Origin of the sequence: Bartonella sp. CL100XZDX (genome assembly GCF_042195375.1) — a bacterium.
Classification (GTDB): Bacteria; Pseudomonadota; Alphaproteobacteria; order Rhizobiales; family Rhizobiaceae; genus Bartonella.
The window spans coordinates 93,817-117,654 of the sequence record NZ_JBHIOH010000018.1 but is presented as its reverse complement, the minus strand read 5'-3'; the positions used below and the strand labels follow the sequence as shown (position 1 = coordinate 117,654).

Genomic DNA, 23,838 nt, shown 5'->3' with positions numbered 1-23,838 from the left:
GTATGAATTTGCTGGGCAGTGTTTGAGCTATAATATTTTAAATCCTACTAGAACTCCCATTTTGAAATATACGAGTGACTTATAACATACATCCCTTTGTTTAATATTGTTACATTATTTTTACTTATCATTTTATGTTCAAAAGTTTTATTTTGGCATTGAAAGCATTAAATTTGTGAGAAATAACAAAAGATAGTAATACTGTATTTTCTAGAAAAGCTTCACATTATTTTTCAATATTATTTTGTTTTTGGTTGTTCTCTTTTTACAGTTTTATTCTTTATAAAAAGAATTTTTTGTAAAAAACATTCAATGGTCAATGACAGTCTTCAAATATTTCGCTGTTCTCTATTTAAAAAAGCGCTTAAAAACAGCTTATAATAAGCCAAAAAGGCAGCAATATACTGCCTTTTTGTTAAATTGAATGGGCTGTTTTTTACAGTCGTTATTTAAAACTGATAGCGTATTCTTCCTGAAAAGCTTGCACCACTTATACCAGTTTTTGAAGCTTTTGTTGATAGCTGACATCACCATGAAGGGAGAGGTTAGCGGACAATTGTGCACTAATACCAAGCCCACCTTCAACGGAACTTCCCGAGGGGTCACGTTTATAATCCTTATCGATATGGAGTGTCTGATCATCACCAAAGGTTTTGATCAAGTTTACTTTTCCATAGAAAGACATAGGACGGCTGTTTTCAGTGGCAATGGTTTTTGTCAAACGTCCACCAACACGGATTATCCATTGAGAAGGATTTTGCATGTCAATGGTCAGATTATCAGCATCTTTAATGGTATCAAACATCAAATGTTGATAGGCAAGCTGTGCCTGCGGTTTGAATGTTACGCCTTGAATACCCGTTGCAAATTGTTTGCCAACATTTGTGGAGATCGCCAACATTTTTGTATTTTTCAATTTTGCGGTTGTATTAATGAGGGCATTGGTGATCTTTCCCTTTAGGAAGCCATAGGATAACAGCGTATCAAGATAGAAACCACTGTCACGCTGTTTACTGCCATAGGCGGTGAGTTGAAATGACCATTTATTCAATATGCTCTTACTTGCTGTCTTGCATATTCTTTGGAGTGAAGGAGAGTTGCCCGTAGGTTCCGACAAGACCAAAATGTATTGTAGATATTTTTCCCTTCTGCGCGACAAGGTTAATAGCTCCTTGTAGAGCAGTATAACGAAGATGAGCACTGCTATAACCATATTTACTAGGAGCACTACTTATCAGAAAATAAGCTTCCTGTTTTCCATAGACGTATAAGAAGAAGCCATTCCGTTTGTCTTATTCTTTCCTTAAGACATCTGTTTTTTCAACTAACACACCAGAAGAACTGTGAAAAGAATCCGATAGTTTATATTTATTGGTGTAAACTCTGATGCGTATATCCATATTTTATCTCACAGCCAGAAAAAAAATCCCGTATCATATTTAACTGAAATGTATTCTCATACTTTTTTCTATTTTCAAAATTAACTAAAATGAACTCGGGAGTAGCGATACGTATTAGAGCTAACACTTCTGCCAAATCGAATCTCTCCGATAAAGTAATCGTCACACTATATGGTACGCTATCTTTTTTCATACATTCTATGTTACGCACCCACGTTTGTTTATATTTTTTACTGTCTAGATTTCTTATCTCTGAAATAACATCTGTGCCTATTTGTATCCCTAAAAAGAACGGATTACTCTTTAATAGCTTCAAATATGGTTGAATATAGATGTGCCCCCCTGTTGCAATCCGAAAATATTTTTTACAAATGAGACACATACAAGTATATTTATGAAATAAATCATAATCGAGCTCAAAAGGCTCTCCACCAGAAAGAATAATAAAATCAGATTTTATGTCATTTATTGTATATAAAGATTCAGGCAACGCGTCATCTCTCACCATATATTCCATCGAATACGGACAATGATTGCAGCCCGCACTGCAATTTTCATTACAAATTACAATATTATCGCCCATGAAATTTCTTATTCAAGTTTATATAATCCAATACTAATTGTTTCATGAAAATATTTTGGTATAGAGAAAGATCAGAAATTTTTTTAGCCACAAACGCTTTTATCATTGGTAAAGCTTCATCCTTTGATATAGACAGCAAATGAGAAATATAGTCTATCCGTTCTTCTAAATTGAGAGATAATCTTGGACTGGTGAAAAATGTTAAGATATCCAATTCCGGACTAGCTTCTTGACATAAATCCCAATCCACTACCATAAAAGAACTATCAGAAGTAACAATGATATTATCAGGATGTAAATCTCCGTGTGATAAGATTATATTCTTGCTTAATCGATCTTGAAAGATCTTATTGATTTGATCAATAATCACCTTTTGATGTAGCAAATCCATTTGGCTCAATACAGTACCCCGGATAAACTCCCATTCGACTACTTTATCGCAAAGTGTTATCAAATTTGGTGCAGGATAGAGACTTTGTCGAAAAGAGCCATCCTTGATGTTTTCATTAATGCACGATGCTTCCGGATAAATTTGCCCATAGCAAAACTCTTGATGCTTGCGTTTCAAGAAATGTTGTTTTGACGATTGTGCATTTTCAGGCTGTAACCAAATGATTTCTTGTTTTTTGACAAAAATAATTAAAGCAGACACCCCAAAAATCACAGCCATAATCACTGCCAACCACAAATTAGCTTGCCAGAATGTTGAAAAAATATGACCGTATAAAAAACTGAATGCAAAGGATACAACAGCTGTAATAATGGCTGTAAATGATAAAACAGTCGCGATAGCTTTGGGATCAATCAGTGAATTTATAAGAAGAGACGACAGATAAGATCGATAAGCAGATTTAAAAACACATAGCAGTAAAAATCCTAATATAAGAGCCGCAATGATTTGAAATGACATGAGAAAAAAAGCAATGGTTACCATACAACCAATCATTAAGACTGGAAAAATAGGATTTTGAAATTTTGAAAAATACTTCTGAAACAATATATTGGAACTTGCTGAACAAAAATTCCCAATGATAAAAATAATCGAAACCAAAATAGCAGGTTGAAATGGCAAAAAATCAGAAAATGCGATAGAAACAGTTCGATTATTAACCAAAATAGCAAAAGCTGAAACTGCACTTAAAAAAATAAGAGTGAAGCGATAAGGATTTTTGACTTCTTTACGGCTGGCGCACATAACTGTGAAAATATTCGGATGAGCGTTGATATGAAAACTATCTAATCCCTTCGTCAGTTTTGAAAACATAAAAATAGCAAAAATTAATGAAAGGACTTGAAAAATCACAGGCAATGCAGGATGCAAATAATAAAGTATTCCTCCTAAAAAAATAAGTACCGTTGTTACACTATAGGTAACAGCAGCCACTTCAGACTTAACGGAAAACAGTGTGCGATGCTTTGGTACTACAGAAAAGAGTAAACTATCTTCCGCACCTGAGAAACAAGCGGCTGCTAATGTAATACACAATAAATAAGTGGCGTAAGCAAAATATGCATAATTCATAAAAAGAGCTAAAAAACCGCAAAGAAAGAAAAACAGCCCAGTATAAATAACGCGCTTACTTCCATAAACATCTGATAATAAACCCAAGGGGACTTCTAAGATCAAAGGAAGCAATAAAAAATAACTACCGATTAAAACAATATCCGCTTGCGACAAATGCAATTTTTCCGACAAAAAAAGTGGTAAAACAGCAACCACTATAGCAGTAGACTTGCTAACACTATAAATCTTAAATTGCTTAACCTTATCCACAAAATACCTTCCCACGACATCCGCTACATGCGCCAGATTCTTTCAAAGATTTTAAAACGCTCTGAGCAGACCAATCTATTGCCTCATAATTTTGTAGATTCCCAAAAGCTTCTGAATAAAAGCAATTTTTTAAATCTCCATTATAGTCCAATACCAAGGATGAAAATGGAAATAAACACATTAACGGCGACGAAACGTACATAGAATTTTCGCCTAAGTAATAATTAATACAATTTACAAAATTTTGTGACGTCCATGAGATTTTCCTTTCTTGGAACTTTTTATCTATATAAATCTGGAGGGGGGATTCTTTCCTTGATAATTCATCTCTCAAATGAAAAAGTGAAGCGTTTGGCGGAAGAGTTTTGTTTCTTAAAGCCTTAGATCGATCCTTTGTATTATTTTTTCTAGAAAAACTAAATGACGACGTATCGAGCGGGCTGAATCCGATATAATCGACATCTTTGCTTATACAAAAATCGATAAAATTAATAATATTTTCTAGAATCTCTTTGGTAACTGTCGCTCTTATTCCTATACTTTGCAGAGGTTGAAGATTCTTAACTGTTTCAATGTTTTTCCACACGCGATCAAATTTATTCGCTCCCGTATATCATAATATCCTTGGACACTAGTCGAATCCATAGAAATAACAATACTTTATTCAGGCATTTCTCATCTTTAAAAAATATATGAAGAATCAATAACTGAATAGGAATGTAAAGCTATATGGTGGGCGATGAGAGACTCGAACTCCCGACATCCTCGGTGTAAACGAGGCGCTCTACCAGCTGAGCTAATCGCCCAATGCAATGATCAGCAATTGAATGGAGACTCTTTAAGGAAAAATTTTTCTAAACGCAAGAATAAAGATGGTATTTGATAATTTTTTTTAAAAATGCATAATCCTTCTTGACATAAACGCATGAACCCCTTACACGACCGCTTGTACCAAATTAAATTGGTTCGAAAAAAAATGCGCGGGTGTAGCTCAGTTGGTTAGAGTGCTGGCCTGTCACGCCGGAGGTCGCGGGTTCGAGCCCCGTCACTCGCGCCATTTCTTGATTCCTTATGAAATTTCCTTTTTAAAGTATTCATATGCTATTGAGTGAGGTGGTGGAGTATTTGATTGGGGGATAAATATGTTTTTTCTTTCTTTTTATATGGTTTATAAGAATAGGGCTTGCGTCTTTCTTTGCTCTGCGTTACCTATGCCGATAAGAAAAGTATCGCTCTGTATGCCTTTGAAGCAGTATGAGTAGAGTTAATAGAGCGATTGTTAAATTTGTCTGTTTGGTCTCGCAATATTGAATCATTGTGTTAAACTCAGGCATTTCGTTACGATGGAAGAGGGTTATGGCTTATTTATTGAGCTCTTACTTACCAGTCTTTATTTTCATTATTGTGTCAGCGGTTATTGCTGGAGTTTTGTTGATTACACCTTACATTGTAGCATATCGTTCCCCCGATCCTGAAAAGTTATCGGCTTATGAATGTGGTTTTAATTCATTTAGTGATGCACGCATGAAGTTTGATATTCGTTTCTATTTGGTATCAATTTTATTTATTATTTTTGATCTTGAAGTTGCTTTTCTTTTTCCTTGGGCTGTTTCATTCGAATCAATAGGTATGTTTGGCTTTTGGTCGATGATTGTGTTTTTAGCGATTTTGACTATTGGATTTATATATGAATGGAAAAAAGGAGCTCTTGAATGGAATTAAGATCTAATAATTCAACGATTGAGGCTCCAAAACCAAAAGGAATCATTAATCCAAATACTGGTGGGCTGATAGGATCTGATGATAAGTTTTTTCGTGATATCAATGCTGAATTATCAGATAAGGGTTTTTTAGTTACCTCGGCAGATGCTTTGATTACTTGGGCACGTACCGGTTCTTTAATGTGGATGAGTTTTGGTTTGGCTTGTTGTGCTATCGAAATGATGCAATGCTCAATGCCTCATTATGATAATGAGCGTTTTGGATATGCACCACGAGCTTCACCCCGCCAGTCCGATGTGATGGTGGTTGCTGGTACGCTCACAAATAAGATGGCGCCTGCTTTAAGGAAGGTTTATGATCAGATGCCTGAGCCACGTTATGTGATTTCTATGGGGTCATGTGCAAACGGTGGGGGATATTATCATTATTCCTATTCAGTAGTGCGGGGATGTGATCGTATCGTGCCTGTCGATATATATGTTCCAGGGTGTCCACCTACAGCAGAGGCATTATTATACGGCATATTGTTGTTACAGAAAAAAATCCGTCGTACCGGATCCATAGAGCGATAGAGAGTTTTCTTGTCATGGTGGATGAAACATTGGTTGAACTTGCTGCTTATTTGGAAAACAAGTTAAAAAATAAGCTTGAAGAGACTGTTCTTGCTTTTGGTGAATTGACCATTGTGGCACGTCTTGATGCAATTATCGATGTCTTAATGTTTGTTCGAGATGATTCTCGCTGTCAATTTATTAATCTTACAGACATTAGTGGTGTGGATTATCCTTCTCGCGATAAGCGCTTTGATGTTTCTTACCAATTGTTATCTCCTCGTGAGAATTTACGCTTACGTGTAAAGGTTCGTACTGATGAAAATACTCCTGTTGCTTCAGCTTGTACGGTTTATCCTGGTGCAGAGTGGTATGAACGAGAAACGTATGATATGTATGGGATTTTATTTTCAGGACATCCGGATTTGAGACGGATTTTAACAGATTATGGGTTTGAAGGATATCCTTTACGCAAAGACTTTCCTGTGACAGGATTTGTTGAATGCCGTTATGATAATGAAGCAAAGAAGGTGATTTATGAGCCTGTTGTTTTGCGCCAAGAGATGCGTAATTTTGATTTTCTGTCTCCTTGGGAAGGAGGACAGTATACTTTGCCACGTGATGGAAAAGCAGATGAAAAAAAATAATATTGGTTTTGATAAGGCATTATATTAGAGTACTGTATTTCTTAAATAATTAAATATTTTTTAGCGTGATAGATTTTTTTGATATTTGATATGAAGTTTTTTAAAAAGCAAGGGGTTGATTGTGGCTGAGGTCAATGTTCGAAACTTTAATATCAATTTTGGTCCGCAGCATCCTGCCGCGCATGGGGTTTTGCGCATGGTTCTGGAGTTGGACGGTGAAGTTGTTGAGCGTGTAGATCCACATATTGGGTTGTTGCATCGCGGTACTGAAAAATTAATGGAAACAAAGACTTATCTTCAAGCGGGTCCTTATCTGGATCGTTTGGATTATGTTGCTCCTATGAATCAGGAACATGCCTTTGTTCTTGCTATTGAAAAGTTATTAGATATTAAAGTTCCTAAAAGAGGGCAATTAATACGTGTTTTGTTTTCTGAAATTGGGCGTATTCTTAATCATTTGCTTAATGTAACGACACAGGCAATGGATGTTGGCGCTTTAACACCACCGCTTTGGGGGTTTGAGCAACGTGAAAGGTTGATGATTTTTTATGAGCGTGCCTGCGGTGCTCGTCTTCATGCAAATTATTTTCGTCCCGGTGGCGTGCATCAAGATTTACCAGAATCTTTAGTTGAAGATATTGGTGATTTTATTGATCCATTTCTTGTTTCTCTCGGAAAACTTGATGCGCTTGTGACCCCAAATCGGATTTTTAAGCAGCGTAATGTGGATATTGGCGTTGTAAGTATTGATGAAGCTTGGGCACGCGGTTTTTCTGGGGTTATGATTCGTGGAGCTGGTGTTCCGTGGGATTTGCGTAAAAGTCAGCCTTATGAATGTTACGATGAAATGGAATTCGATATTCCTGTAGGTAAAAATAGCGATTGTTATGATCGCTATCTTATTCGTATGGAAGAAATGCGTCAATCAGCGAAAATCATGCGCCAATGTGTGGAGCGTTTACTGAGTACTGAAAAAAGTGGACCGGTTTCGAGCTTGGATTGCAAAATCGTACCACCGACGCGGAGTGAAATGAAAAGCTCGATGGAAGCACTGATTCATCACTTTAAACTCTATACGGAAGGTTTTCATACACCTCCTGGAGAAGTATATGTTGCTGTGGAAGCTCCGAAGGGTGAGTTTGGTGTTTATCTTGTTTCTGATGGGACCAATAAGCCTTATCGTGTCAAGTTGCGTGCTCCTGGGTTTGCTCATCTCCAAGCTATGGATTTTTTAACCAGAGGTCATATGTTGGCAGATGCTACAGCTATTTTGGGTTCGATTGATATTGTTTTTGGGGAGGTTGATCGCTAATGTCCGTACGCCGTCTTGCAGATGATATTTATCAGCCGGCTGAGTTTTCTTTTACAAAAGAAAATCAGATATGGGTACAAAATACCATAAAAAAATATCCTGTAGGGCGTCAGCAGTCTGCTGTAATTCCATTATTAATGCGCGCTCAAGAGCAAGATGGTTGGGTGACACGTGCTGCGATTGAGCATATTGCTCAGATTCTTTCCATGGCTTATATCCGTGTCTTAGAAGTTGCTACTTTTTATACTCAGTTTCAGCTTAAGCCTGTTGGAACAAAAGCGCATATTCAAGTTTGTGGTACAACGCCTTGTATGTTACGTGGTTCTGATGAATTGATTAAAGTTTGTCAGAAAAAAATTCATCATGAACCTTTTGCGACCAATCAGGATGGAACCTTATCATGGGAAGAGGTGGAGTGTCTTGGTGCTTGTGTTAATGCTCCGATGGTTATGATTTTTAAAGATACTTATGAAGATCTTACAGCTGAACGCCTTGAAGAAATTATTGATGCATTTGAAGCAGGTGAAAGTTCTGAGATAGCGGTTGGTCCACAAAATAGTCGTAAATCGTCGGAACCGATTAGTGGTTTAACTTCTCTTATTGATGATGAGAAAGAAAAAAAGATCTCTCAAGTCTTCACCAAAAAAGGATAAGGAAAGAATGGGAACATAATTAAGTATTTTTCTTGAAAAAATATTTTATTATTCTACCCATGATGGCAACATTTAACGAAAAGTAAGAAGTCTTGAAAAGATATTTAAAAATTGCATTTGAGGAAAAGCGGAAAATGCTATGGGTAATAGAAAAAAGGTGAGGTATGCTAGCTGATAAAGATCGTATCTTCACCAATATTTATGGCTTAAAAGACAAATCATTAAAGGCTGCGATGTTGCGTGGGCATTGGAATGGTCTGAAAGAGATGATTGACAAAGGTCGTGATTGGATCATTGACGAAGTGAAGGCATCGGGTTTACGCGGTCGTGGTGGTGCTGGTTTTCCTACTGGAATGAAGTGGTCCTTTATGCCAAAGCAGAATGATGGGCGTCCTCATTATTTGGTTGTCAATGCCGATGAATCTGAACCTGGAACTTGTAAAGACCGTGATATTTTACGTCATGACCCCCATACTTTGATTGAAGGATGTGTAATCGCTACTTTTGCTATGGGAGCCAATGTTGCTTTTATTTATATTCGTGGTGAATATATTCGTGAACGTGAAGCGCTTCAAGCTGCCGTTGATGAGTGCTATGATGCGGGGTTACTTGGCAAAAAAACGAAATATGGGCATGCTTGTGATATTGTTATTCATCATGGAGCTGGTGCTTATATTTGTGGTGAAGAAACGGCTCTTCTTGAAAGTCTTGAAGGAAAAAAGGGGCAACCTCGGCTTAAGCCACCATTTCCTGCCAATATGGGGGTTTATGGCTGTCCAACAACAGTAAATAATGTAGAGTCTATTGCCGTTGTTCCAACGATTTTGCGGCGGGGTGCTTCGTGGTTTTCATCAATTGGACGAGCAAATAATGTTGGAACGAAATTATTTATGGTTTCAGGGCATGTTAATGCACCTTGTACATTTGAAGACGCTCTTGGTGTTTCATTCCGTGAATTAATTGAAAAACATACGGGTGGTGTTCGTGGTGGATGGAATAATCTTTTAGCGGTTATTCCAGGGGGGGCTTCTTGTCCAGTCGTTCGTGGTGAGGATATGATCGATGCGATCATGGATTTTGATGGGATGAGGGATGTCGGGTCTTCTTTTGGCACAGGGGGAATGATTGTTATGGATAAATCAACCGATATTATCAAGGCAATTTGGCGTATAGCTGCTTTTTTCAAGCACGAGAGTTGTGGTCAGTGTACACCGTGTCGTGAGGGGACGGGGTGGATGATGCGTCTTTTAGGGCGTATGGTTGAAGGAAGAGCGCAAAAACGCGAGATTGATCTTTTGTTTGAAGTGTCTAAACAGGTTGAAGGACACACTATTTGTGCGCTTGGTGATGCTGCCGCATGGCCTGTACAGGGGTTGATACGTAATTTTCGTCCGGAAATCGAGCGTAGAATTGATGAATACACGCGAAATGTAGTCCAAAGCAAAAATATTGCTTTAGAAGCGGTTTAATAACGGATTTTGTTCTAAGAGCAACCGAATGCAAATTTTAAGTGGGTTATCCGCAGGTTGGATGGGTGATGATAAATATCAAAGTTGATGGCAAAGAGATTGAAGTTCCTGATTACTACACGTTGCTTCAGGCTGCTGAGGCGGCGGGTGTTGAAGTGCCACGTTTTTGTTTTCATGAATCTTTATCAATTGCTGGAAATTGTCGTATGTGTTTAGTTGAGGTTAAGGGTGGTCCTCCAAAACCTCAGGCTTCTTGTGCTATGGGGGTTCGTGATTTACGAGTAGGGCCTAACGGTGAAGCACCTGAAATTTTTACCAATACGGCGATGGTAAAAAAAGCACGTGAAGGTGTTATGGAATTTCTTCTCATTAATCATCCTTTGGATTGTCCAGTGTGTGATCAAGGGGGAGAGTGTGATCTTCAAGATCAAGCAATGCTTTATGGACGAGATTGTTCTCGTTATACAGAAAATAAACGTGCTGTAGAAGATAAATATATTGGACCTCTTGTCAAAACTGTTATGACACGATGTATTCATTGTACACGGTGTGTTCGTTTTACAACGGAAGTTGCAGGTATTTCTGAGCTTGGTTTGATCGGTCGTGGTGAAGATGCTGAAATTACGACGTATCTTGAAAAAGCTATGACATCTGAATTACAGGGAAATGTTATTGATCTTTGTCCAGTGGGAGCTTTAACTTCAAAACCTTATGCGTTTCATGCCCGTCCGTGGGAATTGGTAAAAACGGAATCGATTGATGTGATGGATGCGCTTGGTAGTGCTATCCGTATTGATAGCCGCGGCCGTGAAGTTATGCGGATTATGCCGCGTACGAATGAAGATGTAAATGAGGAATGGATCTCTGATAAAACGCGTTTTATTTGGGATGGATTACGGACTCAGCGGCTTGATAAGCCATATGTACGCAAAGATGGAAAGCTTCAACCTGTCAGTTGGACAGAAGCTTTTGCAAAAATTAAAATGGTGATCTCTAAAATTTTTCCAGAAAAAATTGGAGCCATTGCTGGAGATCTTGCTTCTGTTGAAGAAATGTATGCCCTTAAAACATTATTGAGCTCTTTGGGCTCAACGCTTTTTGATTGTCGTCAAAGAGGGGGGGTTTTATCGCCAGAGTTTGGACGCTCGAGTTATATTTTTAATCCTACAATTGTAGGTATTGAACAGGCTGATGCACTGCTTATTGTGGGATCTAATCCACGTCATGAAGCAGCTGTTTTAAATGCGCGTATTTTAAAGCGCCAACGGATGGGCAATTTTCCTATTGCATTAATTGGAGAGAAAGTCGATTTACGTTATCCTTATTCTTACCTTGGATCTGGGAGTGATACATTAACGACACTTATTCGTGGAGAGGATGTTTTTTTTAATGTCTTAAAAGAAGCGAAGAGGCCCCTTATTCTTATCGGAGAGGGGGCTGTTTCAGGAAATGAAGGTTTATCTGTTTTAAAAAGTCTTGCTAAATTAGCTGATAATATTGGTGCTCTTAGTGAGACATGGAATGGGTTTGGGGTTCTTCATAATGCAGCATCGATTGTTGGAGGGTTAGACATAGGCTTTACTTCTAAGCTTGGGGTTGCAAATATACTTAAAACCTGTGAAGTTCTATTTTTGCTTGGTGCTGATGAAGTAGAATTAGCCAATACAAAAGCTTTTACAGTTTATATTGGGAGCCATGGTGATAATGGTGCACATGCTGCTGATGTTATTTTGCCTGCATCTGCTTACACTGAAAAATCAGGGCTTTATGTGAATACAGAAGGACGTGTTCAAATGACAAATCGGGCTGGTTTTGCTCCAGGTGAAGCAAAAGAAGATTGGGCTATTTTGCGTGCTTTATCGGATATTTTAGGACAAAAACTCCCTTTTGATTCTCTTCCTCAATTAAGGCAATGCTTGTTTAATGATTATCCACACCTTTGTGCTGTTGATGATATAGTGCCTTCTGATATAAGTGGTCTTAAGGCGCTTGGTTCAAAAATGGTTTCTCTCGAGAGTCAAACATTTACTTCTATGGTTAAAGACTTTTATTTAACAAATCCGATAGCACGTGCTTCTGCTGTTATGGCTAAATGTTCATCTCTTGCAAAAAATCGTTCTACGCAAACTGTACTGTAAAGTAAGGGCAAAGGAAAAAGAATAATGATGTATGATTTCTTTATGACTTGGCTGTTGCCATTACTCATTATAATCGGAAAAACACTTCTTCTTTTGGTCGTTCTTTTGGTCTTAGTTGCTTACCTTCTTTACGCAGATAGAAAAATTTGGGCTGCGGTACAATTGCGTCGTGGACCAAACGTTGTTGGTCCATGGGGATTGTTACAGTCTTTTGCAGATTTAATTAAATTTGTTGTGAAAGAACCTATTATCCCAGCAGGTGCAAATAAGGGGGTTTTTCTTTTGGCTCCTTTTGTTTCAGCGACACTTGCTTTATCAACTTGGGCTGTTATTCCTGTCAATGAGGGTTGGGAGGTTGCGAAGATTAATGTTGGCTTGCTTTATATTTTAGCTATTTCATCTCTTGAAGTTTATGGTGTTATTATGGGGGGATGGGCATCAAATTCAAAATATCCTTTCTTAGGAGCTCTTCGTTCGGCGGCACAAATGGTTTCTTATGAAGTTTCCATTGGTTTTGTGCTTGTGACCGTTATTTTAGTGAGTGGTTCGTTGGATCTTACAACAATTGTTCTTAAACAAAGTCATGGTTTTGGTACAACTCTTGGTCTTCCTTTTAACAGTTTTCTCGATTGGAATTGGTTGGTCCTTTTTCCAATGTTTATTATATTTTTTATTTCTGCGCTTGCAGAGACAAACCGTCCTCCATTCGATTTGGTGGAAGCAGAATCTGAACTTGTTGCTGGTCATATGGTAGAATATTCTTCAACGCCTTACATGCTCTTCTTTTTAGGTGAATATGTTGCGATTGTTTTAATGTGCGCATTAACAACCATTCTATTTTTAGGCGGTTGGCTGCCTCCTTTAGATGTTTGGTGGCTTAATTGGGTTCCTGGTATCATTTGGTTTGTTTTAAAAGTCTGTTTTGTATTTTTTTGGTTTGCTATGGTTAAAGCATTTGTTCCACGTTATCGCTATGATCAGCTCATGCGGCTTGGTTGGAAGGTTTTTCTTCCTCTCTCACTAGCAATGGTTGTGATAACTGCTGCTTTTTTAAAGTTTACGGATTTCGTTTAAGAGGAGATTTTACGATGTCAGGTTTCATTCAGGCGGCAAAGTCACTTCTTCTATTGGAATTTGTGAGTGCTTTTTTCTTAGCTATGCGCCAATTTTTTTCACCAAAGCCCACGATTAATTATCCTTATGAAAAAGGTTTTGTATCTCAGCGTTTTCGCGGTGAGCATGCATTGCGTCGCTATCCAAATGGTGAAGAACGGTGTATTGCTTGTAAATTATGTGAAGCGATTTGTCCTGCTCAAGCGATTACAATTGAAGCTGGGCCCCGGCGCAATGATGGTACACGTAGAACTGTCCGTTATGATATCGATATGGTTAAATGTATTTACTGTGGTTTTTGTCAAGAAGCTTGTCCGGTTGAGGCTATTGTCGAAGGTCCAAATTTTGAGTTTGCGACGGAAACACGTGAAGAACTTTATTATGATAAAGAAAAGCTTTTATTGAATGGAGATCGCTGGGAGCGAGAAATTGCTCGAAATATATTGATGGATGCGCCTTATCGTTAAGTGTATCGTTAAATGAGGTGTCGGATATTTTTCCGATAAATTGTAATCTGGTATGAAGTTTATACCAATTGTTTGAATAATTAAGGAGAAGCCTATGCTAACAGATCTAGCGGCGGCATTTTTCTATTTGTTTGCTTTTATTATGCTAACAAGTGCAGTTATTGTTATTACAGCACGCAATCCAGTGCATTCTGTTTTGTTTTTAATCCTCGCATTTTTTAATGCAGCAGCTTTGTTTTTACTTGCAGGGGCAGAGTTTTTAGGGCTTATTCTGCTTGTTGTGTATGTTGGAGCTGTCGCTGTTTTATTTTTATTTGTCGTTATGATGCTTGACGTTGATTTTGCTGAGTTAAAGAGTGGAACTCTTCGGTATGCTCCTATTGGAGCTCTTATTGGTGTTATTATCGCTGTAGAATTGATTGTTGTTTTTATGAGTAGCTATTTTTCTCCAATCTTGAGAACGCATGTTACGCAACCAATGCCAGATTTAGCCCAGCGAACAAATACACAAGCATTAGGTGATATTCTCTATACGGATTATGTTTTCTATTTTCAAATTGCTGGAATGATTTTATTGGTTGCAATGATTGGAGCTATTGTTCTAACACTTCGTCATAAATTAGGAGTAAAGCGGCAATCTATTGCGGAGCAAGTTTCTAGAACAGTAGAAAGTGCTATTGAAATCAAACAAGTTGAATCAGGCAAAGGTATATAAGGGGGCTATGTAGATGTATATTGATATTACACATTATCTCACTGTTTCTGCTTTGATGTTTACAATTGGTATTGCTGGAATTTTTCTCAACAGAAAAAACGTGATTATTATCTTGATGTCCATTGAGCTTATATTGCTTTCAGTTAATCTCAATTTTGTTGCATTTTCAGCATTTCTTCATGATCTCGTTGGTCAGGTATTTGCTTTATTTGTCTTAACCGTAGCAGCTGCTGAAGCTGCCATTGGTTTAGCAATTCTGGTCGTTTTTTTCCGTAATCGTGGTTCCATTGCGGTTGAAGATGTTAATGTAATGAAAGGCTAACCAGTGATGTATTATACGATTGTCTTTCTTCCGCTTTTGGGTTTTTTAATTGCTGCACTAGGTGGAAAAACGATAGGAGATCGTGCGAGTGAATTGATAACATGTAGCTTTATGGTTGTTGTTGCCATATTATCGTGGATAGCATTTTTCAGTACTGCACTTGGTCATATTCCAGCGATTGATGTATCGGTATTACATTGGATGGCTGTTGGTGACTTAAGCTTTAATTGGGCTTTACATGTTGATGCATTAACCGCTGTCATGCTTATTGTTGTAAACAGTGTTTCGGCATTGGTGCATATTTATTCAATTGGTTATATGCATCATGATCCTTCAAGGTCTCGTTTTTTTTCTTATCTTTCTTTATTTACATTTATGATGCTTATGTTGGTCACATCCAATAATTTGATTCAGATGTTTTTTGGATGGGAAGGTGTCGGACTTGCTTCTTATTTACTCATCGGTTTTTGGTTTCAGCGCGATTCTGCTAATAAGGCCGCAATGAAAGCTTTTGTAGTTAACCGTGTTGGAGACTTTGGTTTTCTCTTAGGAATCTTTAGTATTTTTGTTTTGTTCCAATCGGTTGATTTTGCCTCTATTTTTGCAAAAGCTGCCGACAAGAGCTTTATACAAAATGTGACATTTTTAGATTGGCAATTTGATGGGCAGACGGCAATTACCATTACATGTCTTTTATTATTTATTGGTGCGATGGGAAAATCCGCACAATTTCTTTTACATACTTGGCTGCCTGATGCAATGGAAGGACCAACCCCTGTATCAGCGCTTATTCATGCTGCTACGATGGTAACGGCTGGTGTTTTTATGGTTGCGCGTATGTCACCAATTTTTGAACTTTCTTCGACTGCTTTGACCGTGATTATTATTGTTGGTGCAACAACAGCGTTTTTTGCAGCAACTGTGGGGTTGGTGCAGAATGATATTAAGCGTGTTATTGCTTACTCTACATGCTCTCAACTTGGTTATATGTTTGTGGCATTAGGTGTTGGAGCTTATGGCGCTGCTGTCTTTCATCTTTTTACGCATGCTTTTTTTAAAGCCTTATTGTTTCTTGGTGCAGGTTCTGTGATTCATGCTGTATCTGATGAACAAGATATGCGAAAAATGGGTGGGTTACGCAAACATATAAAGGTCACCTATTGGATGATGATGGTCGGGACCATTGCCTTGACCGGTGTTGGAATTCCAGGAACACTTTTCGGGACTGCAGGTTTTTTCTCAAAAGATGCGATTATAGAGTCTGCTTTTGCATCTCATAATATTGCTTCAGGATATGCTTTTTATCTTCTTGTTTTTGCTGCCTTTTTAACAAGTTTCTATTCATGGCGGCTTATCTTTATGACATTCCATGGTAAACCACGGGCAACAGTTGATGTGATGCATCATGTTCATGAATCGCCTCCAGTTATGTTGATTCCACTCTTTCTTTTATCTATTGGAGCAATATTTTCTGGTGTCGTTTTCCAACCTTACTTTTTTGGTGAGTTGTATAATGCTTTTTGGAAGGGAGCATTATTTACAAGCAGCCATAATCACATTCTTCATGATGCCCACCATGTCTTTAATTGGGTAAAATGGTCGCCATTTATAGCGATGCTTCTTGGGTTTATCTTAGCTTATTTATTTTATGTTTCTATTCCATCTCTTCCTAAGAAAATGGTTCGTATTATGCCAAGAACATATAACTTTCTTTACCAAAAATGGTATTTCGATCAATTATATAACTTTTTGTTTGTTCGTCCTACCTTTAGAATTGGTTCTTTTCTTTGGAAAGTGGGAGACGGTAAGATTATTGATGGTCTAGGTCCTAATGGTATTGCAGCGCGTGTTGTTGATATTACAAATAGAGTTGTTCGAATGCAAACAGGCTATCTTTACCACTATGCATTTGCAATGCTTATCGGCGTTGCATTGCTCATTACATGGATGATGATCGGGGGCGTAAACTAATGACCGATTGGCCTATTCTTTCTACGGTTACATTTTTGCCGCTTGTTGGTGTGCTTCTGATTTTGTTTATCAAAGATGATAGTGAAGTAGCACGCCATAATATACGTAATGTCGCATTTTTTACGACTCTATTTGTTTTTATTATTTCTTTAATTATTTGGATAGGATTTGATTCTAGCAACCAAAATTTTCAAATGGTTGAAAAATCCAGTTGGTTAGGGGGGGGTATTAGCTATCATATGGGGGTTGATGGTATTTCTATTCTTTTTGTTGTTCTCTCGGCTTTTCTTTTGCCTTTCTGTATTTTAGCAAGTTGGGAGAATGTTAAAGAGAGATTAAAGGCTTATATGATTGCGTTTCTTCTTCTAGAAGTTGCGATTATTGGCGTTTTTTGTGCTCTTGATGCAATGCTATTCTATGTTTTTTTTGAAGGCAGCCTTATTCCAATGTTTATCATTATAGGTGTATGGGGAGGAGCACGTCGTGTTTATGCAAGTATAAAGTTTTTCTTATATACTTTACTTGGTTCAGTGCTTATGCTGGTTGCTCTTATGGTTATGTATTGGGAGGCTGGGACACTTGATATACCAACTTTACTCAATTATCAGTTTCCTGCTCATATGCAAATATGGCTATGGCTTGCATTTTTTGCTTCTTTCGCAGTTAAAATGCCAATGTGGCCAGTTCATACATGGCTCCCTGATGCTCACGTAGAAGCACCGACAGCGGGTTCCGTTATTTTAGCTGGTGTCTTACTCAAATTAGGTGGGTATGGTTTTCTTCGTTTTTCTTTGCCTATGTTTCCTATCGCTTCAGCAGATTTTGCGCCTTTTGTTTTCACATTATCGCTTATCGCTATTATTTATACATCACTGGTTGCACTTGTTCAAAGTGACATCAAAAAACTTATTGCTTATTCTTCAATAGCGCATATGGGGTATGTGACAATGGGTATTTTTGCTGCAAATGAACAGGGGATACAAGGGGCTATTTATCAGATGTTATCCCATGGAATTGTTTCAGCAGCATTGTTTCTTTGTGTTGGGGTTATCTATGATCGCTTGCATACACGTGAAATTTCAGCGTTTGGTGGTTTAGTGAATAATATGCCTAAATATGCTGTTGTTTTCTTAATTTTCACTATGGCAAATGTTGGTTTGCCTGGAAGTTCAGGATTTTTGGGTGAATTTTTAACCTTAATAGGTGTTTTTCAAGTAAATAAATTAGTTGTTGTTTTAGCAACAACAGGTGTTATCTTATCGGCAGCCTATGCCCTTTATCTTTATCGGCGTGTGGTTTTTGGTTCCTTGGATAAAGAGAATTTAAAAGTATTAATAGATCTTTCTTTAAGAGAAAAATTCCTCCTTTATCCAATGGTTATTCTTACAATATTCTTTGGTATCTATCCAACGCCTATTCTTAAGGCAACGGCGTTTTCCGTAGAAACCCTCATCAATAAACTGCACTAGATAAGGGAAGAATGCACATGCAAACTGAAATAATAGCGCAATTAGTCTTAATTCTTCCAGAGCTTTTAATTGCATTAGGAGCTGTCGTGCTACTTATGATTGGTGTTTATTCCAATACACGTGCTTCTTTAACAGTGACAGGTTTAGCCATGGCACTTCTTGTGGCAACCATTATTATTCTTATAGTTTTTCCGAAAAATGGTTCATTTCAAACCAATGCGCTCGTTATCGATTCCTTTAGTCGTTATATGAAAATTTTAATGCTTATTGGTGCACTCTTTTCTCTTATCATGTCTGTTGGTTTTGCCAATGCACAAAAGTTTAATATATTTGAGTTTCCAGTGCTTGTTCTTTTAGCAACCCTTGGAATGATGTTTATGATTTCAGCGGGTAATATGCTGTCGCTTTATATGGGGTTAGAATTGCAATCTTTAGCTTTATATGTTTTAGCAGCGATTAATCGTAATAATGTGAAATCTTCTGAAGCCGGTATAAAATACTTTGTTTTAGGAGCATTATCTTCAGGGGTGCTTCTTTATGGTATTTCTTTACTTTATGGTTTTACCGGTCAAATTGGTTTTCACGAAATTGCTCTTGCTTTAAAAGGTAAGAATGTACAATTGGGGGTCATTTTTGGAATTGTCTTTATTTTAGCTGGTTTGGCTTTCAAAATTTCTGCTGTTCCATTTCATATGTGGACACCTGATGTTTATGAAGGAGCGCCCACACCGATTACAGCATTTTTTGCTGGTGCCCCTAAAGTTGCTGCAATGGCTTTAATCATCCGTATTATTGTGATGACCTTTATTCCCCTAGGGCGTGTTGATAACGTGATGCCTGCATGGCAACAAATTTTGGTGTTCATGGCGATTGCATCAATGATACTGGGTGCTTTTGCTGCAATTGGTCAAAATAATATTAAGCGCTTAATGGCTTATTCCTCGATCAGTCATATGGGCTATGCACTTGTTGGTTTATCTGCTGGAGATATGCTAGGAGTAAAAAGTGTTATTCTTTATATGACGATTTATCTTGGAATGACGATTGGTTCATTTGCCTTTATTCTTGGAATGCGCTCTCAGAATGGCAATGTTGAAAATATTTATGATCTTTCAGGGTTAGCAAAGACGAATCCTTTTATGGCTGTTGTGATGACAATACAGCTTTTTTCTTTAGCAAGCATACCTCCTATGGCTGGTTTTTTTGGAAAGTGGTATACATTTTCTGCGGCTGTCCACGCTGGACTTACTCCACTTGCTGTCGTGGGGATGATAGCGTCTGTCGTTGGGGCTTTTTACTATTTGAGAGTCATTAAAATTATGTGGTTTGATGATGCAAAAGCGCATTTTGTTGCTTTATCGAATGAGCTTCAGTTTTGTCTTAGTCTTTCTGTATTCTTTATTTTATTTTACGCGCTTTTTGGAGTTTGGTTCGCTGAGCTAGCAGAAAAAGCAGCAATAGCATTGTTTTAATGAATATGGTTTATACTTTATCAGATTTTGCACAAAAACAGGGATACACGGTTGAAGCGTACGATAGTGTTGATTCAACAAATCTCATTGCGCAACGAAAAGCGAAAACTGGTCATCAAGGTAATCTTTGGATTGTTGCACAAGAACAATCACAGGGAAGAGCAAGAAGAGGGAGGACTTGGTCTAGTCCAAAAGGGAACCTTTATTCTAGTCTTTTATTAATTGATGATATTGTTCATCAAACTGCGGCTCAACTTGGCTTTGTTGCTGGAGTAAGTGTGGCAGAGGCAATAAAACAATTGATAAAAGAGGAAAAGCAGACAAACAATATTGTGAGCTTAAAATGGCCAAACGATATTTTGCTCAAAGGAGAAAAAAGCTCTGGAGTTTTGCTTGAGATTTTAAAATTGTCATCACAACAATATGCCTTGGTTATTGGTATTGGAATAAATGTGAAATATAATTATGAAGATGCACCTTATTCCACTTCAAGCTTAAAGAATATCGGTTTGCATATTGATGCAGAACAATTATTTACGGTTTTGACGGAGTGTTTTTCTAAAAATTACCTTCTTTGGAAACAACCAAAAGGATGTGAAATAATCCGAAAAAAATGGCTTTTATATTCCGCTCACCTTGGAAAACATGTCAAAGTGGTGAATGATGAAAAAGTCATTGAGGGTATTTTTGATGGTCTTGATAGTGATTTTAACTGCATCATAAAGCAAAAAGACGGTCAGACAGCCATTATAACAGCTGGAGATGTTCATTTTGGTTCCGCTGATTCTATTAATGCAGGTCGTTATTGAAAAATTATTTTACCATCAGATACCTTAATGATTTGGGAGATGTTTATGGTTGCAGCCAATAAGAATGAATTTGTTTTTTTACCTCTGGGAGGTGTAGGTGAGATAGGGATGAATTTAGCTGCTTACGGATTTGGTCCCCAAAGTCTTCGTGAATGGCTGCTGGTTGATATGGGGGTTAGTTTTGCTGGTTCTGAATTACCAGGTGTCGATCTTGTTTTGCCTGATATTCGTTTCCTAGAAAGTGAAAAACATAATATACGGGGTCTTGTTTTAACACATGCACATGAAGATCATTATGGGGCCGTTCTTGATTTATGTCCAAAGTTACAAGTGCCAATTTACTGTACGCCTTTTACGGCAGGGTTATTGGAAACTAAAAAACAATTAGATTTTGAATCTCAAAAAATTTTACTCAATATTTTTCAAGCTGGTGATTGTTTTCAGGTAGGTTCCTTTGCTGTAGAGGCTATAGCCGTTAACCATTCAATACCAGAATCTGTATCTTTAGCAATTACAACCTCTTTGGGGACTGTGATTCATACTGGTGATTGGAAAATTGATCATACCCCTTCACTCGGGGCTGTAACCGATGAAAAAAGATTTCGTGCTTTAGGCAAAAAAGGTGTTTTAGCATTACTTTGTGATTCCACAAATGCATGTCGGGATGGTATATCTCCATCAGAGCAGCAAGTTCAAGCCAGTCTTTCTGAGATTATTTCCAAAGCTGAAGGGCGCGTTGCGATAGCAACTTTTTCTTCTAATATTGGTCGGATACGTTCTATTGCTCTTGCAGCTGAAGCTGCTGGACGTAAGGTGCTTGTCATTGGGCGTTCCCTTAAGCGAAGTATTATGGTTGCACAAGAGCTTGGTTATATGAATGGTTTAGCGCCATTTGTAACGGAAGATGATTATGGCTATATCTCGCGAAAAGATCTTGTTTTAATTGTCACTGGGAGCCAAGGTGAGCCATGTGCAGCTTTGGCTAAACTGTCACGTGATGGAATGAAAAATATTGCACTTTCCGCTGGTGATACCGTTATTTATTCATCACGAAGTATTCCAGGAAACGAAAAAGCGATTATTGAGGTACAAAATCGTTTCATTGATTTGGGTATTGAAATTATTACGAATGAAGATGCGCTTGTTCATGTTTCAGGTCATCCACGTCGTTCAGAACTTTTACAGATGTATGATTGGATAAAGCCACAAATACTTGTCCCTGTACATGGGGAAGCAATGCATCTTAAGGCTCAGGCAACTTTAGCACGTCAAGCAGGTATTAAAACTGTTACGGATATCAGAAATGGACATATTTTACGTCTTGCACCAAAGCCTGTAGAAGTTATTGATCAAGTTCTTGTTGGCCGCATCTATAAGGATGGTTGCTTAATTGGAGATGAAGATGAATTAGGGATTCGTGAGCGCCGCAAACTAAGTTATGCTGGTCATGTTACTATTTCTCTCCATATAAATAGTAAGCATGAATTATTAGGGGATATAGGTCTAACAATATTAGGGTTACCTGAAAGTAATGGAAAGGGGAAAAGTTTAAAAGATATTCTTTTAGATATCGTAGAAAATACAGTTTATAATATCCCACGCATGAAACAGAAAAATAATGAACTTATTCGAGAGGCAACACGACGTGCAGTGAGAGCGGCTGTTCATGAAATTTGGCAAAAAAAACCTATCTGTACAGTTTTTTTACATCGGTCAAAATAAAGAACTTTCATATTACGTTATTTAAAAAGAGAAGAGCATTTTTATTTTATTGCTAAATAAGAAAAATAGAGAATAAAGCACAATAAATTTTTAAATGATAAGATCGTTATATTTGCAAGTATTCAGAATGCGGCTATAGATGAATAGAGGGTGTGATAAATTGTTCCGATATGATAGATCTGATTAGGAGTTAATTATTTCAATGCGTCTTTCTCAATATTTCCTTCCACTTTTAAAAGAGAACCCTAAAGAAGCAGAAATTGTTTCTCATCGCTTCATGTTGCGCGCTGGAATGATTCGACAACAAACATCAGGGATTTATTCTTGGCTTCCTTTGGGAAAAAAAGTGCTTGATAAAGTTTGTAAAATTATTCGTGAAGAGCAAGAACGTGCGGGTGCAATAGAAATATTGATGCCTACAATTCAGTCTGCTGATCTTTGGCGTGAAAGCGGTCGTTATGATGATTATGGTTTGGAAATGCTCCGCATTAAAGATCGTCAAAAGCGTGATTTACTTTATGGTCCAACCAATGAAGAGATGGTAACAGATATTTTTCGCTCTTATGTTCGTTCTTATAAAGATCTTCCGCTGAATTTATATCATATTCAATGGAAATTTCGTGATGAAATTCGTCCACGTTTTGGTGTGATGCGAGCACGAGAATTTTTAATGAAAGATGCTTATTCTTTTGATCTTGATTATGAAGGCTCTAAAACATCTTATAATCGTATGTTTGTTGCTTATTTACGCACTTTTTCTCGCCTGGGATTAAAAGCAATTCCTATGCGTGCAGATACAGGTCCAATAGGGGGGAAACTCAGTCATGAATTTATCATTTTGGCTGAAACAGGAGAGAGTGCTATCTTCTGTGATAAACAATTTCTTGAACTTACCGTTCCAGATAGTTCAATCGATTTTAGTGATAAAGCTGTTTTAGATGATATTGTTAAGCAATGGACATCTTTTTATGCAGCAACGGAAGAAATGCATAATGAAGAGGAGTGGGCTAAAGTTTCTGATCATAATCGTCTTTCAGCGCGTGGTATTGAAGTAGGTCATATTTTCCACTTTGGTGCTAAATATTCTGCTCCAATGGGAGCAAAAGTTATGGGACAAGATGGAAAAGAGCATGTGGTCTCTATGGGATCTTATGGTATTGGGCCTTCGCGTCTTGTTGCGGCCGCTATTGAAGCTTCTCATGATGAAAATGGTATTATTTGGCCAAAGTCGATGGCGCCGTTTGATTTTGGGATTATCAATATGAAACCCGATGATGAAAAATGCACACAGGCATGTGAGTTTCTCTATCAAGGATTAAAAGAGGTTGGTTTTGATCCGTTATTAGATGATAGAAATGAACGTCCTGGATCAAAATTTGCAACAATGGATTTGATTGGTTTGCCAATGCAAGTCATTGTTGGCCCTAACAGCATTGCACAAAATGAAGTTGAAATTAAAGATCGAAAAACAGGAATAAAAAAATCTCTAAAGGTTGAAGATGTGCTCAGCCAACTTTCTATAATTTAAT

The 23,838-nt window shown here is 37.6% G+C and carries 19 protein-coding genes, 2 tRNA genes and 2 pseudogenes; 18 read left to right on the top strand and 5 right to left on the bottom strand.

The window, feature by feature from the left end:
* Positions 1-449: 449 nt before the first annotated feature.
* From ACFILU_RS01860 to ACFILU_RS01840, 5 genes and pseudogenes are all read right to left on the bottom strand, one after another.
* Positions 450-1,292, bottom strand: a pseudogene (locus tag ACFILU_RS01860) (autotransporter domain-containing protein); the annotation flags it as partial.
* A gap of 76 nt (positions 1,293-1,368) precedes the next feature.
* Positions 1,369-1,983, bottom strand: a complete 615-nt coding sequence (locus tag ACFILU_RS01855) for a hypothetical protein (RefSeq protein WP_375674491.1) — start codon at positions 1,981-1,983, stop codon at positions 1,369-1,371.
* Complete coding sequence (locus ACFILU_RS01850) at positions 1,973-3,757, bottom strand: MFS transporter (RefSeq protein ID WP_375674490.1); 1,785 nt, start codon at positions 3,755-3,757, stop codon at positions 1,973-1,975. Before ACFILU_RS01850 ends, ACFILU_RS01855 begins: the two co-directional genes overlap by 11 nt.
* Entirely contained in the window at positions 3,750-4,343 is a 594-nt protein-coding gene (locus ACFILU_RS01845) for a hypothetical protein (protein WP_375674488.1), read from the bottom strand. The genes ACFILU_RS01850 and ACFILU_RS01845 overlap by 8 nt, the downstream gene beginning before the upstream one ends.
* Positions 4,344-4,487: 144 nt before the next feature.
* Positions 4,488-4,563 (bottom strand) — tRNA-Val (locus ACFILU_RS01840).
* A gap of 174 nt (positions 4,564-4,737) precedes the next feature.
* Between ACFILU_RS01840 and ACFILU_RS01835 the strand changes: the two genes are divergently transcribed.
* From ACFILU_RS01835 to proS, 18 genes and pseudogenes are all read left to right on the top strand, one after another.
* Positions 4,738-4,814: transfer RNA gene (locus tag ACFILU_RS01835), tRNA-Asp, on the top strand.
* 299 nt (positions 4,815-5,113) lie between these two features.
* Positions 5,114-5,479, top strand: coding sequence for an NADH-quinone oxidoreductase subunit A (locus ACFILU_RS01830; RefSeq protein WP_375674486.1), 366 nt, complete (start codon positions 5,114-5,116; stop codon positions 5,477-5,479).
* The gene (locus ACFILU_RS01825) at positions 5,470-6,051 is read left to right on the top strand and encodes a NuoB/complex I 20 kDa subunit family protein (RefSeq protein WP_375674485.1); all 582 of its coding nucleotides are present in this window, start codon (positions 5,470-5,472) and stop codon (positions 6,049-6,051) included. Before ACFILU_RS01830 ends, ACFILU_RS01825 begins: the two co-directional genes overlap by 10 nt.
* Positions 6,052-6,065: 14 nt before the next feature.
* Positions 6,066-6,677 (top strand): NADH-quinone oxidoreductase subunit C, encoded by a 612-nt coding sequence (locus tag ACFILU_RS01820; RefSeq protein WP_375674484.1) that lies wholly within the window; start codon positions 6,066-6,068, stop codon positions 6,675-6,677.
* A 121-nt stretch (positions 6,678-6,798) separates the two neighbouring features.
* The gene (locus tag ACFILU_RS01815) at positions 6,799-7,989 is read left to right on the top strand and encodes an NADH-quinone oxidoreductase subunit D (protein WP_375674483.1); all 1,191 of its coding nucleotides are present in this window, start codon (positions 6,799-6,801) and stop codon (positions 7,987-7,989) included.
* Positions 7,989-8,661, top strand: a pseudogene (gene nuoE / locus ACFILU_RS01810) (NADH-quinone oxidoreductase subunit NuoE). Before ACFILU_RS01815 ends, nuoE begins: the two are co-directional and overlap by 1 nt.
* A gap of 145 nt (positions 8,662-8,806) precedes the next feature.
* Positions 8,807-10,111: an NADH-quinone oxidoreductase subunit NuoF gene (gene nuoF, locus ACFILU_RS01805; RefSeq protein ID WP_273791278.1), complete on the top strand. Its 1,305-nt coding sequence runs from the start codon at positions 8,807-8,809 to the stop codon at positions 10,109-10,111.
* A 68-nt stretch (positions 10,112-10,179) separates the two neighbouring features.
* Positions 10,180-12,249 carry an NADH-quinone oxidoreductase subunit NuoG gene (gene nuoG / locus ACFILU_RS01800; RefSeq protein ID WP_375674482.1) on the top strand — a complete coding sequence of 690 codons (2,070 nt, stop codon included), beginning with the start codon at positions 10,180-10,182 and terminating at the stop codon, positions 12,247-12,249.
* A 27-nt stretch (positions 12,250-12,276) separates the two neighbouring features.
* Entirely contained in the window at positions 12,277-13,323 is a 1,047-nt protein-coding gene (gene nuoH, locus ACFILU_RS01795) for an NADH-quinone oxidoreductase subunit NuoH (protein WP_375637643.1), read from the top strand.
* Positions 13,324-13,337: 14 nt separating this feature from the next.
* The gene (gene nuoI / locus ACFILU_RS01790; protein ID WP_273723184.1) at positions 13,338-13,829 is read left to right on the top strand and encodes an NADH-quinone oxidoreductase subunit NuoI; all 492 of its coding nucleotides are present in this window, start codon (positions 13,338-13,340) and stop codon (positions 13,827-13,829) included.
* 94 nt (positions 13,830-13,923) lie between these two features.
* Positions 13,924-14,544, top strand: coding sequence for an NADH-quinone oxidoreductase subunit J (locus ACFILU_RS01785; RefSeq protein ID WP_273791276.1), 621 nt, complete (start codon positions 13,924-13,926; stop codon positions 14,542-14,544).
* Positions 14,545-14,557: 13 nt separating this feature from the next.
* A complete protein-coding gene (gene nuoK / locus ACFILU_RS01780) occupies positions 14,558-14,866 on the top strand; it encodes an NADH-quinone oxidoreductase subunit NuoK (protein ID WP_273791275.1) in 309 nt (102 codons plus the stop codon).
* Positions 14,867-14,872: 6 nt separating this feature from the next.
* Entirely contained in the window at positions 14,873-16,837 is a 1,965-nt protein-coding gene (gene nuoL / locus ACFILU_RS01775) for an NADH-quinone oxidoreductase subunit L (protein WP_375674480.1), read from the top strand.
* A complete protein-coding gene (locus ACFILU_RS01770; protein WP_273791287.1) occupies positions 16,837-18,306 on the top strand; it encodes an NADH-quinone oxidoreductase subunit M in 1,470 nt (489 codons plus the stop codon). Before nuoL ends, ACFILU_RS01770 begins: the two co-directional genes overlap by 1 nt.
* A gap of 17 nt (positions 18,307-18,323) precedes the next feature.
* The gene (gene nuoN, locus ACFILU_RS01765; RefSeq protein WP_375674478.1) at positions 18,324-19,778 is read left to right on the top strand and encodes an NADH-quinone oxidoreductase subunit NuoN; all 1,455 of its coding nucleotides are present in this window, start codon (positions 18,324-18,326) and stop codon (positions 19,776-19,778) included.
* Positions 19,778-20,587, top strand: coding sequence for a biotin--[acetyl-CoA-carboxylase] ligase (locus ACFILU_RS01760; protein WP_375631153.1), 810 nt, complete (start codon positions 19,778-19,780; stop codon positions 20,585-20,587). The genes nuoN and ACFILU_RS01760 overlap by 1 nt, the downstream gene beginning before the upstream one ends.
* Before the next feature lie 45 nt (positions 20,588-20,632).
* Positions 20,633-22,309, top strand: coding sequence for a ribonuclease J (locus ACFILU_RS01755; RefSeq protein ID WP_375674476.1), 1,677 nt, complete (start codon positions 20,633-20,635; stop codon positions 22,307-22,309).
* A gap of 202 nt (positions 22,310-22,511) precedes the next feature.
* Complete coding sequence (proS, locus tag ACFILU_RS01750) at positions 22,512-23,837, top strand: proline--tRNA ligase (protein WP_375674474.1); 1,326 nt, start codon at positions 22,512-22,514, stop codon at positions 23,835-23,837.
* Position 23,838: the final 1 nt, after the last annotated feature.